The sequence below is a fragment of the Streptomyces sp. P9-A2 genome, assembly GCF_036634175.1.
GTDB lineage: Bacteria > Actinomycetota > Actinomycetes > Streptomycetales > Streptomycetaceae > Streptomyces > Streptomyces pratens.
Map to the genome: position 1 here is coordinate 1,700,803 of NZ_JAZIFX010000001.1, position 12,837 is coordinate 1,713,639.

Here is a 12,837-nt window from a genome sequence, read left to right on the forward strand (position 1 = left end):
GCACGGATCAACGCACCCGGCGAGTTCAGGAAAACAGCACGATCAGGTTCGGTGGGTCGGGCGCCACCCTCCGCTCATCGGAGTTCCAGCGGCCCGTACCTGGCGCTGCCGGCATCAGTCTGGAAGGCCCAGTAGCGGTCGCCGTAGGACCAGTGCCACCACTCGGTTGGGTAGTTCACCAGGCCTGCAGCGGTCAGTGCGTCACCGAGCACACTCCGGTTGGCCCGCGCTTCGGAACCGACGCCGACGGCGTCCGTGTAACAGGCTCCGTCGCTCTCTTCCGGGCTGGCGTTCACCCGGGTTCCCATGTCGAGTTCCCGCCCGGTGGCGGAGATCAACGTGAGGTCCACCGCGGCGCCGGCGCTGTGGGGCGCGATCTCCGGTGGCGACACGTACCGGCTCGCGGCCTCACGAACCCGTATCGGCGACCAGCCCGGATGATCGGCTCGCAGGTGGTCGGCGTACCGTTCGAAGTAGAAGCGCTGCAGCGCGGGCGGCCTGTACCCCTCGACGAACAACAGACGCACACCGTCCGGGAGCGGCTTCTGAGCCTCGAGAAGACGGATCAGAACCTCTTCTCGCAGATGCGCGAACGCCCCTGATTGATCAGCCTTGCGAAAGTCGACGACAAGGGATTCCTGGAGCCGGACGTCAACGAGTGGTTCGCCGCAGTCGGCCACCGGGATCGCCGCGATCTTCGGATCCGACATCAGCACGATCTCGTTCATGCACTGATCATCGCCACCCGTCCCGCTCAACGGTGGCGACCCTGCTCGACTTGGCCGGAAGTCACCGGCCCGTAGCCGCATGGCGGTCTCGGCTGCCGCGCCCCGGACGGCGACACGACCGTCGTCCGTCAACCCAGCTCTGGCGGGTGATCCCCAGGTGACCACCCGCACGACGACATCACGCAACGCCTCAACACACCTACAGAGAGAGCTAGTTGCCCTCCGGCAGTGGATCCACGACGAACGTCCCCAACCCCACCTCGCCGCGCGTCCAGCCCTCTTCCCGCACGTGCCGCATGGCCTTCGCCGCCGTCGCGTTCACGACCCCGAACTCTTGGGCGATCTCCAGCGTGGACGGCACGCGACTTCCCGGCGGATAGGTACCGCCCTGAATCCGTCGGATGATCTCCGCTGCAATCTGCCGCCACAGCGGGCGCGTACGGTCAAGCTCCATGGCGCCAGCGTGGGTGACCACAGCTTTCCACGCATCCGCGGATAACCGTGGATAACTACAGATATGATGGAGCTGGAATCAGAAGCGCCCCTGAGCGAGCCGGGCCAGGGCTCGTTCCAGGGGCTGACCGAAGAAATGGAGCTTCGGCCGTGCGAAACCTTATCGCCGCGCTTCTCGCGTGGTCCCTGCCGTCCCATGGTGCTCATCGGACGCAGGCCCTGCCGGTACGGGGCGTCGCCCCCGCCCGCTGCCTGCCTCCAAGGCGACATGTCCGGTCAACGTGATCGAAGCCGATGCCCCGGGGGCGCCGGCATGACCGAGCTTCGCCGTATGCCGCCGAGCACCGATGGACGCACCGGGTTCTGCCAGCCGGGCGGAATCATCGCGGACATCTGCGACGCGATCGAGGACGACTTGATCGAGTCGGCGACCGTTGTGCTAGGACTCGTGAAAGCGATACTGAACGGCCCGCAACTCACAGCGGATGAGGCGTGGTTCATGCTCCGCCGCACCACTGAATGCCTCACAGACGCACTGAATGTCGCTGAACTGAGAAGAGAACGGTTGATGGCAGACGACGGCCCTGCATTCCGGATCCTGCCGGGCGTCCAGCACCCGGTGGTGCGTGACCGGGGCTCGGCGTTCCAGTCGCGATCGACGTGAGCGCCAGGTCCAAGGGTCATGGCATCGCTGAGGATGCCTCCGGCGGGAGCCCGGCGACACCCAGAGCCGGCCACCGGCCCATCGGCCCGCAGCCCTTCGGCGCGCTGCACCCCGGCCACTTTCCGACCCGGGGCCCGGGTCGTCGGCAGAGTTCCCGCCTCAAACACCACGACCGCCCCGCGCCGCCGAAGGGAGCTACGCCGTTCCGACGGGCCGTTCCGTACGAGGAGCAATGCTCAGTACCTGTGGATCACTCCTGACGGAAGGAGGCGTACCTTCCCGATGGATCGATCGATAGGTCATCGAGCAAGGCCGACGTTGCCGCGTCGGTCGGGAAGGCACGCCCATGCTTACGGTAGTCAACGAGGACGGCAGCACGCCAAGCGGCAGCTCGCTGCTGGATGAGATCGTCCGGGAAGGCGCACGGCGGATGCTGGCCGCCGCGCTGGAGGCCGAAGTCAACGCCTACATAGCCGAGTTGGCCGATGAGCGCGACGCCAAGGGGCACCGCCTGGTAGTCCGCAACGGCTACCACCAGCCCCGGCAGGTCACCACCGCGGCCGGCGCGGTCGAGGTGAAGGCGCCGCGGGTGAACGACAAGCGCGTCGACGAGGCCACCGGCGAGCGCAAGCGGTTCTCCTCCGCGATTCTGCCGCCGTGGTGCCGCAAGTCGCCGAAGATCAGCGAGGTGCTGCCGCTGCTCTACCTGCATGGCCTGTCCTCCGGCGACTTCGTGCCCGCCCTGGAGCAGTTCCTTGGTTCCTCCGCCGGGCTCTCTCCCGCGACGGTCACCCGGCTGACCCAGCAGTGGCAGGCCGACCACGCCGCGTTCATGGACCGCGACCTCGCGGAGGTCGACTACGTGTACGTGTGGGCCGACGGCATCCACCTCAACGTCCGTCTGGAGGAGGCCAAAGCCTGCGTCCTGGTGCTCATCGGGGTGCGTGCCGACGGCGCCAAGGAGCTGGTCGCGCTCCAGGACGGCTACCGCGAATCCGGCGAGTCGTGGGCCGACCTGCTGCGGGACTGCGCCCGCCGGGGCATGCGCGCCCCGGTGCTCGCGGTCGGGGACGGTGCCCTGGGCTTCTGGAAGGCGCTGGCCGAGGTGTTCCCCGACACCCGTGAGCAGAGGTGCTGGGTTCACAAAACGGCCAATGTCCTGGACTCCCTGCCGAAGTCCGCGCAGCCCGGCGCGAAGAAGGCCATCCAGGACATCTACAACGCCGAGGACCGCGACCATGCCGAGGCGGCGGTCACCACGTTCGCCCAGCTCTACGGCGCGAAGTTCCCCAAGGCGGTCAAGAAGATCACCGACGACCAGGAGCAATTGCTGGCGTTCTACGACTTTCCGGCCGAGCACTGGATCCACCTGCGGACCACGAATCCGATTGAGTCGACCTTCGCCACGGTCCGGCTGCGGACCAAGGTCACCCGCGGCGCCGGCTCCCGCACCGCCGCCCTGGCCATGGTGTTCAAGCTCGTCGAGTCCGCCCAGCAGCGATGGCGGGCCGTGAACGCACCCCACCTCGTCGCCCTCGTCCGGGCCGGCGCCCGCTTCGAACGCGGCCGGCTGGTCGAACGCCCCGAGGCGGTCGCGGCGTGAGCACCCTCGCGGCTCAAGCCATCGGCACCAGGCGGCTGGACCTGCTACCGCTGCACGTCGGGCACGCCGAGGAGATGACCGCAGTGCTGTCCGACCCGGCCCTGCACACCTTCACCGGTGGCGCTCCGGACACCCCGCAAGCCCTGCGCTCGCGCTACCAGCGCATGACCGCGGGCTCTCCCGATCCGGCCGTCTCCTGGTTGAACTGGGTGATCCGGCTCCGTGATGAGTCCTGCCTGACGGGCACCGTCCAGGCGACGGTCGGCCCCTCCGGCGACGGCCCCGTCGCCGAGATCGCCTGGGTGGTGGGCACCCCATGGCAGCGAAGAGGCATCGCCACCGAAGCAGCCCAAGGACTCGTCGCCTGGCTAGGCCGGCAGCCGGTGCACACCGTCATGGCCCACATCCACCCCGAACATCGGGCGTCCGCCGCCGTCGCCGCTGCCGCCGGGCTCACACGCACCGACGAACGGCACCACGGCGAGATCCGATGGCTCCGGAGCATCGGACGATAACTTCAACGATCCACAGATCTTGACTATTACTCCCGTACACGAGCGGGGTCATCGCGACCGATTGTCAGGGCCCGGGCAAGGCTCTGGAGGCCTCCGGGCCCTGGCGGGCAGGCCCTTCCGGTGTCGATGGTGTCCCACCGGGTGGTGCAGGGGGAGACCTCCGCGGTCCCGACGCTGCGGGGCCGGAGACGGACGCCTTGCTAAAAAGCGTGAGCAGTCGGCGGCCAGGTGTCACGCGAGCGCTCAAATGAGCGGCATTAGGGCAGCGACAACCAAAGTGCTCACGCCTTTGGGGCGGTGCGTCATCCTCGAGACGTGGGCGCGTTTTCCGGCATCGCACACGTCGAGGCCGCATACCACCGGGCGGCCGGGGAAAGCCGCCCGCACAAGCGGCTGACCGACCCCGACCAGGCCCGATACACCGTCGCTCGATCTCATGCCCGCCAAGCGGGCGCTACCAGCCCCGACCCGCGACGCTCCCTTTGGATCCCTTGCACCGCCCGGAGCGACACCACCCCGGCGACTCGGGGTCCGGCACGTGCGACAAGGTGGCTGAGGCCCGACCCATCGCCCACGACCACGACAGGGAAGCCCACCTGTCGGCGGCTACCGCCCCACCCCTCGAACCAGCGGGCACGCCCGGTTGATCGGGCGGTGTCGGCCCTCGTGCCGGCCGATCCTGCATGCCCATCGGCTCAAGGGTGACGGCGCCTCCAGCCATGAGCAGCATCCTCTACCTCCACAACCCCGTACGGGTCGGCCAGGATCGAACGAGCCCCGGCCTGACCCGTACCGCTTCCGTTCGGCATCCTCCGCTCAGTCGAGGGCGTGGGCGAACATGCCCGGCTCGTACGAGCCTCCCTTCTGGTGCACGATCACGGCGAGCCGGTTGGCCGCGTTGATCAGGGCGACCAGGGCGACCAACGCCGCGGTCTGGTCGTCGTCGTAGTGCTTGCGCACCCGGGCCCAGGTCTCGTCGGACACACCGTGGTGGGCGTCGCCGAGTCGGGTGCCCTCCTCGGCGAGGGCCAGCGCGGCCTGCTCCGCCTCGGTGAACACGGTGGACTCGCGCCAGGCGGCGACCAGGTGGAGTCGGACCGCGGTCTCACCGGCGGCCGCGGCCTCCTTGGTGTGCATGTCGACGCAGTGACCGCAGCCGTTGATCTGGCTGGCGCGCAGCGACACCAACTCCTGCGTGAACCGGGGCAGCGGCGACTGCTGGATCACCAGGCCCGCGCCCGCGAACCGCTTGGCGAACTTGAGCGCGATCTCGTTGGCGAACAGGTCGAATCGGGCTTCCATGGCTTCGTCCTCACTCGTGGTGTTGCATCGGACGCACACGAGACTCCGGCCGGCCGCTGCGTGTGACAGCACCGCCAGGTGACACAGGCCACGCCAGTCGGGTGTCACAGGATCGCGGGGACCGGTGTCCTGTGCGCATGACGCAGTCGGAAGCGAAGGAGCGTCCGGTGAAGAGCGAACGAAGCGAGCACACGGCTGGGCGCCCGGAGGGCGGCGCGGGGACGGGTCCCGCCACCGAGGCGTTCGTCGACCACCGCAACCTCCTGTTCACGGTCGCCTACGAGATGCTGGGCTCGGCCGCCGACGCGGAGGACGTACTGCAGGAGACCTGGCTGCGGTGGTCGGGGGTCGATCTCGGCACGGTGCGGGACCGGCGGGCGTACCTGGTCCGGATCACCACGCGCCAGGCGCTGAACCGGCTGCGTACGCTCGGCCGCCGCAAGGAGTCCTATGTGGGCTCCTGGCTGCCCGCGCCGCTGCTCACCACGCCCGACGTCGCCGAGGACGTCGAACTGGCCGACAGTGTCTCGACCGCGATGATGCTGGTGCTGGAGACGCTCACGCCGACGGAACGGGCGGTGTTCGTGCTGCGCGAGGTGTTCGCCCTGGAGTACGACGAGATCGCGGAGGCCGTCGACCGGAACCCGGCCGCGGTCCGCCAGATCGCACACCGTGCACGGGGCCATGTGGCGGCGCGCCGACCGCGCGAACACGTGTCGTCGGCGGACTCCCGAAAGGCGCTCGACGCGTTCCGTCAGGCGGTCGAGACGGGAGACCTCCAGAACCTGCTCGACATCCTCGCCCCGGATGTCGTCCTGCTGGGCGACGGCGGCGGAGTCAAACAGGCCGTCCTGCGTCCCATCATCGGGGCGGACAAGGTGGCCCGCCTGCTGGCCGCGGGCCTGGGCAGGATCCCCGCCGGTTCGTCGTTCCTGTTCGCCCAGGTCAACGGCCGCCCAGCACTGCTCCTCCGGGTCGACGGCGAACTCGACACCGTCCTGACGGTCCGCGTCGAGGGCGGCCTCGTCACCGGCCTCTACGCCGTACGCAACCCGGAGAAGCTGTCCCACATGCGCCGGGAAACGGCCCTGAGCCGCTGAGGCGGGGCCGGGTGCGGGCCCTCGGCGCGGGCGTTGGGCCGCGTCTTCTCGATGTCGTCGACGGCGGCGACGACGACGGGGCCCAACGAGGCCCGGGCGACGTTCGTGAGGAAGCCGAACACGCCCTCCGGTCGGGACAGTCACCGCCGCCGCGCTCCTCGTCCGGTTCCGACCGTGCCGGTGGGGGCATGGCCTACGGGGCCTCGACGTCAAAGATCCGGTACTTGCCCACCTCGGCGTCGCGGATCTGAGCCACCTGTTCGGATTCCGGGCCCGCGCCACGGAAGCGTGCGAGATCCTCATCGGTCTTCCAACGCTCGTAGACGTTGATCCGGTCCGGCTCGATCGAGTCGGCCGACAGAGCGAAATCAAGGCATCCGACGGCAGCCCGGGCCTGCTCGACGATGCTCGAGCATCCGGTCAGATAGGCGCTGCGGTCAGCAGCGTCCACCCACAACTTTCCGGCAATGATGATCATGGTACTCCTCGCATATCGACTACTCGCCTGACGGTGATGTGCGGTGTGACCACCTATCGGCATGGCCACCGCGGGGACAGACCGCGGCCGCGTACCGGATTCATCGGTCACCCGCACCACGATGAGCGGACATCACCGTGGCACGAGACACCGGATCGAAGAGACGGGTTCCAAGGGTCTGTCATACGGATCATCATTCCGGCGTCTCGGGGTCCAACACCCGTATCTGCCGCCCGGTCGTGTACCTGGCGCCCACCGCAAGCGGGACCGAGGCCACCGCGAGAGCCATTCTTCTTCCGAGTCTCGCGGTCGAGACGGGCAGCCGGGGTCAGTCGGTGGCGAGGCCGTCGATCAGGCGGTTGAGGAACCGGGCGAAGGTGGCTTCGGGGGCGAGTGGGCGTCCGGGGGTGGAAAGGGCTTCGGCGAGTTCCGGGTGGTGGCCGTCCGCGGCGACGGCGGCGAGGTAGCGGGCCTCGGCCGCTGCTCGGTCGGGTGACCGCGAGGCTGCGGCCTGCGCGATCTCGTGAGCGGCGTGCCCGGCCACGAATGCCGTGAGTTGGGCGAAGATCTCCAGCTTCGCCGCACCGTCCAGTCCGGTGGGCCGCAGGGCGGTGAGCGCGCGTTCCATGAAGGCCAGGGTGTTGGGTCCGGGGACGCGGTGGGTGGACAGGGCGGCGGGCAGCCAGGGGTGTCGCAGCATCAGGGCGCGCTGGAGGTGGGCGACGGCCTTCAGGTCGGCGCGCCAGTCGCCGGTGAGCGTGTCCATGACCGGCAGTTCGCCGCTGACGTGGTCGACCATCAGGTTCAGCAGCGTCTCCTTGTCGGGGGCGTAGCTGTAGAGCGACATGACGCCGGCTCCGACCTGTGCGGCGACTTTTCGCATGGTGACCGCTCCGAGCCCCTCCGCGTCCGCCAGGGCGACGGCCACCACGGTGATCGCTTCCCGACTGTAGGCCGGCTTGCGGCCCCTGCGGGGCTGGGCGGAGCTGAGCCAGAGCTGCTGAGGGTCGACGCCCGGAGCGTCGGCCCCTCCGTCATGGGGCATGTTCCACGCTCCCTTCCTTGCTCACGGCCGCCTTTGCGTGCCTCAGTCAAACATCCTCTATTCTCGTACAGCGTACGAGAATAGAGGAGGGGACGATGACAGAACGCACGCACGGTCCTGTGTCGAGGTTGACCTGGGCTCGGTCTCCCGGGAAACCTCCACTGGTTTCACGGATGATGAGGGCGACGTGGCGACACCTCCCGGCGAAACTGCACGATGTCGGGTGGGAGCCGGGGCTGGTGGTGCCGGCCGCCGACGGCAGCCCGCTGATCACGGACCACTACTTCCCGCGCGCCGAGGGCGACTTCCCCACGCTCCTGGTGCGCTCGCCGTACGGCAGGGGCCTGCCGTGGTCCCCCATGTACGGCCTGCTCTTCGCCGAACAGGGCTTTCACGTGGTCCTGCAGAGCTGTCGCGGAACCGGCGGTTCGGGAGGCGCGTTCGACCTGTGGCGCAACGAGGCCGCCGACGGCCGGGCCACGGTGTCCTGGCTGCGCGACCAGCCCTGGTTCAACGGAACACTGGGGACCGTCGGCCCCAGTTACCTGGGCTACGTGCAATGGGCCCTTGCCCTGGACCCGCCGCCGGAACTGAAGGCCATGGTGGTGCAGGTGGGCCTGCACGACCCCTACGCCCTGTTCCACACACACGGTGCGCTGCGCCTGGAGAACGCCCTCGCCGTCGGGGTGGGCATGACTTACCAGCACCAGGGCATGGCACCGTTCCTGAGGGCGGCCCTGCGCCTGCGGCACCACCTGCGTGATGTCACCACCACGCGGCCCCTGCGCGGGGCGTACGTGCCGGCACTCGGAGGCGAAGTGCCCTGGCTGGACGACGTCATGACGCACCCGGACGCCGAGGACACGTACTGGCGCGGCGCGTCGCTGGCCCAGGTGGCGGAGCGGCTCAGCGTGCCCACGAGTCTGATCACCGGATGGCACGACGTGCTGGCCGACCAGACCTTCGAGCAGTACGACCGGCTGCGTCGGGCCGGCTGCGAGGCCGCCCTGCTCGTCGGACCCTGGACCCACACCTCCGCCCTGCAACAGGGATGGCCCGAGGTGTTCGCCGAGAGCCTCGCCTGGCTGCGCGCCCACCTGTGCGCCGACCCCTCCGGCCTGCGTCCCACCGCAGTGCGCGTGCACATCGGCGGCGAAAACACCTGGCGGGACCTCGACGACTGGCCTCCGGCCACGGTCGGCGGCCAGTGGTTTCCCACCGCGCAGGGGCATCTCACCCGGCAGGATCCCACGGACTCCACGCCACTTGCGTCCTTCCACTACGACCCGGGCGACCCCACCCCGTCCCTGGGCGGCCCTCTGCTCTCCCGTACCGCCGGCCCTCGCGACAACGGCGTCCTGGAGGCCCGGGACGACGTGCTGACATTCACCGGCCCCCCGCTGACCGCGCCCCTGGACGTCCTCGGGCCGGTCTCCGCGCGGTTGAGCATCTCAACGGACACCGGTCATGCCGACGTCTTCACCCGCCTGTGCGACGTGGACGCGCAGGGCCGTTCCGTCAACATCTGCGACGGGCTGATCCGGCTGCGGACGACCGGGCGGGAGCCGTCGCGGATCACCGTGCCGATGAGTTCCGCCGCCCACCGCTTCGCCGTCGGTCACCGCATACGCTGGCAGATCAGCGGGGGCGCCCATCCCCGCTATGCCAGCAGTTCCGGCAACGGGGAGTCTCCGGTGGACGCCGCCACCTTCACCCCGGTGCACATCACGCTCCACGCGGACTCGGCGCTGATGCTTGGGGTGCGGGCCCACGGTTCCCGGCTCAGCCCTGCGGAGAACGGCTGACGCGCCGGACCCGGTGGCCCGGCTCAATGGCCGGAAGAGCCGGATTCGGTGCTCACGCGCGAGCGCCCTCCCGGGCCGTTCCGGGGCCGTGGGAGGGCGCTCGAAGATGACCGACGCCGACCGTCACCGACAGCTCGGCAGCAGGTCGGAACAGGTCGGCCGGGCGGCCGTGGGTCACGGCCGCCGATGGTCAGTTGTGGCTGTGCAGTACGTCGTTCAGGCCGCCCCAGACCGCGTTGTTCGGGCGGGCCTCGACCGCGCCGCTGATCGAGTTGCGGCGGAAGAGGATGTTCGAGGCGCCGGACAGTGCGCGGGCCTTGACGACCTCGCCGTCGGGCATGGTCACGCGGGTGCCGGCGGTGACGTAGAGGCCGGCCTCGACGACGCACTCGTCGCCGAGCGGGATGCCGACGCCCGCCTCGGCGCCGATCAGGCAGCGCTCGCCGATGGAGATGATCACGCTGCCGCCGCCGGAGAGCGTGCCCATGGTGGACGCGCCGCCGCCGATGTCCGAGCCGTCGCCGACGACGACGCCCGCGGAGATGCGGCCCTCGACCATGGAGGTGCCCAGGGTGCCCGCGTTGAAGTTGACGAAGCCCGCGTGCATGACCGTGGTGCCCGCGGCGAGGTGGGCGCCCAGGCGGACCCGGTCCGCGTCGGCGACGCGGACGCCCTTGGGGACGACGTAGTCCGTCATGCGGGGGAACTTGTCGACGGACGTGACGGCCAGGTGCAGGCCCTCGGCGCGGGCGTTGAGCCGCGCCTTCTCGACGTCGTCGACGGCGACGGGGCCGAGCGAGGTCCAGGCGACGTTCGCGAGGAAGCCGAACATGCCCTCCAGGTTCTGGCCGTGCGGCTTGACCAGACGGTGGGAGAGCAGGTGGAGACGGAGGTAGACGTCGTGCGCGTCGGTCGGCTTCTCGTCGAGCGAGGAGATGACCGTGCGGACCGCGACCACTTCGACGCCCCGGCGCGTGTCCGGTCCGATCGCCGCGGTCGCGCCGGCGCCGAGGAGTTCGGCGGCCTGCTCGGCGGAGAGCCGCTCGGTGCCGGACGGGCCGGGCGCGGCGGAGAGTTCGGGGGCGGGGAACCAGGTGTCGAGGACGGTTCCGTCGGCGGTGAGGGTGGCGAGGCCGGCGGCCACTGCGCCGGTGGGGCTCTGAGCAGTCGAGTCGGTCATGAGGGAAACCTAACCGGCTCCGGCCCGTCGATGCGAACCGGCACCGCGCCGTCTCAGGTGCCGGGCGGGCCGTTCCGGAAGCGGAGACGGGCCCAGGTCACAGCGGTGCGCCGACGCCCTCTCCGTCCCGGGGCAGGATCCGCCCCAGCATCTCCCGCGCGTACTCCTCGTCGTACGGCGTGCCGGTCAGCAGTGCCTGGAGGCAGATGCCGTCCATCAGCGCGACCAGGGCGCGGGCGGTGACCGGGTCGGTGCGGCGGGACAGGAGTTCGGTGACGTCCTCGCACCACTCGGCGGCGACGGGGCGCAGGGCGGGGCGGCGCAGGGCCGCCAGGTAGAGCTCGTACTCCAGCTCGACGCCGGTGCGCTCGCCGTCGGCGGGCCCCAGCCACTCGCCGAGGAGTCCGGCGAGTTCGGTCGCCAGGTCGGTGCGCGGGTCCTCCAGGCCGCCGTGCGAGGCGACGGCCCTGGCGAACCCCTCGTTGGCCTGGCGCAGGGCGGCGACCAGCAGCTCGTCCAGGGTCTTGAAGTGGTACGTCGTGGAGCCGAGCGGCACATCGGCCTCGGCGGCGACGCTGCGGTGGCTGAGTCCCGCGATGCCGCTCCTGCCGACGACGCGGATCGCGGCTTCGATGATCCGCCGGCGCCGCTCGGGGTCGTACCGGCGGGCCATCAGTGCGCGCCGCCGAGGTTGAGCACGACCACGCCCACGATGATCAGCGCGATGCCGGTGGCCTTGGCCGCGGTGAGCCCCTCCCCCATGAACATGATGCCGATGGCGGCGATGGCGGCGGTGCCCACCCCGGCCCAGATGGCGTACGCGGTGCCGATGGAGAGGGTGCGCAGCGTCTGGGCGAGCAGGCCGAAGGAGACCACGTAGCCCAGCAGGGTCAGCAGCGAGGGCCAGAGCTTGCTGAAGCCGTCGCTGTACTTCATGGCGGTGGTGGCGCCCACCTCCGCGGCGATGGCCCCGGCGAGCAGAAGATATCCCATGCGGACGAGCGTACACAGCGATGCGTACGGCTGTACACAACACGGCTTTACACAACACGGCTGCGCATAACGACGCGGGTCCCGGACACGACCATGGCCCCCGGCATCCGTGAATCCACTGGATTCACGGATGCCGGGGGCCATGTGGCAACCCCGGGACCGGCGTCTCAGACGTTGAAGCCGAGTGCCCTCAGCTGGTCGCGGCCGTCGTCGGTGATCTTGTCGGGGCCCCACGGCGGCATCCACACCCAGTTGATGCGCAGCTCGCTGACCAGGCCGTCCGTGGCGGACTTGGCCTGGTCCTCGATGACGTCGGTCAGCGGACAGGCCGCGGACGTCAGGGTCATGTCGATGGTCGCCACGTTGGTGTCGTCGACGTGGACGCCGTAGATCAGGCCGAGGTTGACGACGTCGATGCCCAGTTCGGGGTCGACGACGTCCAGCAGGGCCTCACGGACTTCTTCCTCCGAGGCCGGCTTCATCTCCACGGTCTCGCTCATACCGTTGTCCTTTCGGCGTCGGGGCCCAGGGCCTGGGCTGTCGCGTCCTTCCACGCCATCCAGCTGAGGAGGGCGCACTTGACGCGGGCGGGGTACTTGGACACCCCGGCGAACGCGACCGCGTCCTCCAGGATCTCCTCCATCGCGTCGTCCGGCTCGACCTTGCCCTTGGACTGCATGAGCTCCAGGAAGGCCTCCTGGATCCGCTGCGCCGTGGCGAGGTCCTTGCCGACCAGCAGGTCGTTCAGCACGGAGGCCGAGGCCTGGCTGATGGAGCAGCCCTGCCCCTCGTACGAGACGTCACTGATCGTCGTGCCGTCGTACTTCACCCGCAGTGTGATCTCGTCGCCGCACGTCGGGTTGACGTGGTGCACCTCGGCATCGCCGTCCCGCAAGCCCCGCCCGTGCGGGTTCTTGTAGTGGTCCAGGATGACTTCCTGGTACATCGAATCAAGCTTCACGCGCAGCCAG

The 12,837-nt window shown here is 69.7% G+C and carries 15 protein-coding genes; 5 read left to right on the forward strand and 10 right to left on the reverse strand.

Translation table 11 applies throughout. The annotated features are described in order from the left end of the window. Nucleotides 1-74: 74 nt before the first annotated feature. Together V4Y04_RS07700 and V4Y04_RS07705 are read right to left on the reverse strand one after the other, a co-directional pair. Nucleotides 75-728 (reverse strand): M15 family metallopeptidase, encoded by a 654-nt coding sequence (locus V4Y04_RS07700; RefSeq protein ID WP_332426561.1) that lies wholly within the window; start codon nt 726-728, stop codon nt 75-77. A gap of 211 nt (nt 729-939) precedes the next feature. Continuing rightward, on the reverse strand, nt 940-1,182 hold the full coding sequence (locus tag V4Y04_RS07705; RefSeq protein ID WP_332426562.1) for a winged helix-turn-helix domain-containing protein: 243 nt from the start codon (nt 1,180-1,182) through the stop codon (nt 940-942). Nucleotides 1,183-1,494: 312 nt separating this feature from the next. On the opposite strand from V4Y04_RS07705, the gene V4Y04_RS07710 reads away from it, so the two are divergent. From V4Y04_RS07710 to V4Y04_RS07720, 3 genes are all read left to right on the forward strand, one after another. Next, entirely contained in the window at nt 1,495-1,845 is a 351-nt protein-coding gene (locus V4Y04_RS07710) for a hypothetical protein (RefSeq protein WP_332426563.1), read from the forward strand. A 346-nt stretch (nt 1,846-2,191) separates the two neighbouring features. After that, nucleotides 2,192-3,448, forward strand: a complete 1,257-nt coding sequence (locus V4Y04_RS07715) for an IS256 family transposase (protein ID WP_332426564.1) — start codon at nt 2,192-2,194, stop codon at nt 3,446-3,448. Next, nucleotides 3,445-3,963 carry a GNAT family N-acetyltransferase gene (locus V4Y04_RS07720; protein WP_332426566.1) on the forward strand — a complete coding sequence of 173 codons (519 nt, stop codon included), beginning with the start codon at nt 3,445-3,447 and terminating at the stop codon, nt 3,961-3,963. Before V4Y04_RS07715 ends, V4Y04_RS07720 begins: the two co-directional genes overlap by 4 nt. Nucleotides 3,964-4,779: 816 nt before the next feature. Here the strand turns inward: V4Y04_RS07720 and V4Y04_RS07725 are convergent. Further along, nucleotides 4,780-5,265 carry a carboxymuconolactone decarboxylase family protein gene (locus tag V4Y04_RS07725; RefSeq protein WP_332426568.1) on the reverse strand — a complete coding sequence of 162 codons (486 nt, stop codon included), beginning with the start codon at nt 5,263-5,265 and terminating at the stop codon, nt 4,780-4,782. A 137-nt stretch (nt 5,266-5,402) separates the two neighbouring features. Between V4Y04_RS07725 and V4Y04_RS07730 the strand changes: the two genes are divergently transcribed. Beyond that, entirely contained in the window at nt 5,403-6,365 is a 963-nt protein-coding gene (locus V4Y04_RS07730) for an RNA polymerase sigma-70 factor (RefSeq protein WP_443079973.1), read from the forward strand. Between the two features lie 193 nt (nt 6,366-6,558). Here V4Y04_RS07730 and V4Y04_RS07740 read toward each other — a convergent pair whose 3' ends face one another. After that, nucleotides 6,559-6,843 (reverse strand): putative quinol monooxygenase, encoded by a 285-nt coding sequence (locus V4Y04_RS07740; protein WP_332426570.1) that lies wholly within the window; start codon nt 6,841-6,843, stop codon nt 6,559-6,561. 328 nt (nt 6,844-7,171) lie between these two features. Beyond that, on the reverse strand, nt 7,172-7,888 hold the full coding sequence (locus V4Y04_RS07745) for a TetR/AcrR family transcriptional regulator (protein WP_332426571.1): 717 nt from the start codon (nt 7,886-7,888) through the stop codon (nt 7,172-7,174). A 176-nt stretch (nt 7,889-8,064) separates the two neighbouring features. On the opposite strand from V4Y04_RS07745, the gene V4Y04_RS07750 reads away from it, so the two are divergent. Beyond that, a complete protein-coding gene (locus V4Y04_RS07750) occupies nt 8,065-9,693 on the forward strand; it encodes a CocE/NonD family hydrolase (protein ID WP_332432749.1) in 1,629 nt (542 codons plus the stop codon). A 190-nt stretch (nt 9,694-9,883) separates the two neighbouring features. Here the strand turns inward: V4Y04_RS07750 and dapD are convergent, their stop codons facing one another. The 5 genes from dapD to sufU form a co-directional block, all read right to left on the reverse strand. Continuing rightward, the gene (gene dapD, locus V4Y04_RS07755) at nt 9,884-10,873 is read right to left on the reverse strand and encodes a 2,3,4,5-tetrahydropyridine-2,6-dicarboxylate N-succinyltransferase (RefSeq protein WP_332426572.1); all 990 of its coding nucleotides are present in this window, start codon (nt 10,871-10,873) and stop codon (nt 9,884-9,886) included. A gap of 97 nt (nt 10,874-10,970) precedes the next feature. Further along, nucleotides 10,971-11,546 carry a TetR/AcrR family transcriptional regulator gene (locus V4Y04_RS07760; RefSeq protein ID WP_332426574.1) on the reverse strand — a complete coding sequence of 192 codons (576 nt, stop codon included), beginning with the start codon at nt 11,544-11,546 and terminating at the stop codon, nt 10,971-10,973. Further along, nucleotides 11,546-11,866, reverse strand: a complete 321-nt coding sequence (locus V4Y04_RS07765; protein ID WP_332426575.1) for a DMT family transporter — start codon at nt 11,864-11,866, stop codon at nt 11,546-11,548. Before V4Y04_RS07765 ends, V4Y04_RS07760 begins: the two co-directional genes overlap by 1 nt. A gap of 167 nt (nt 11,867-12,033) precedes the next feature. After that, nucleotides 12,034-12,366: a metal-sulfur cluster assembly factor gene (locus tag V4Y04_RS07770; protein WP_332426576.1), complete on the reverse strand. Its 333-nt coding sequence runs from the start codon at nt 12,364-12,366 to the stop codon at nt 12,034-12,036. After that, nucleotides 12,363-12,827: a Fe-S cluster assembly sulfur transfer protein SufU gene (sufU, locus tag V4Y04_RS07775; protein ID WP_332426577.1), complete on the reverse strand. Its 465-nt coding sequence runs from the start codon at nt 12,825-12,827 to the stop codon at nt 12,363-12,365. The genes V4Y04_RS07770 and sufU overlap by 4 nt, the downstream gene beginning before the upstream one ends. Between the last annotated feature and the right edge of the window lie 10 nt (nt 12,828-12,837).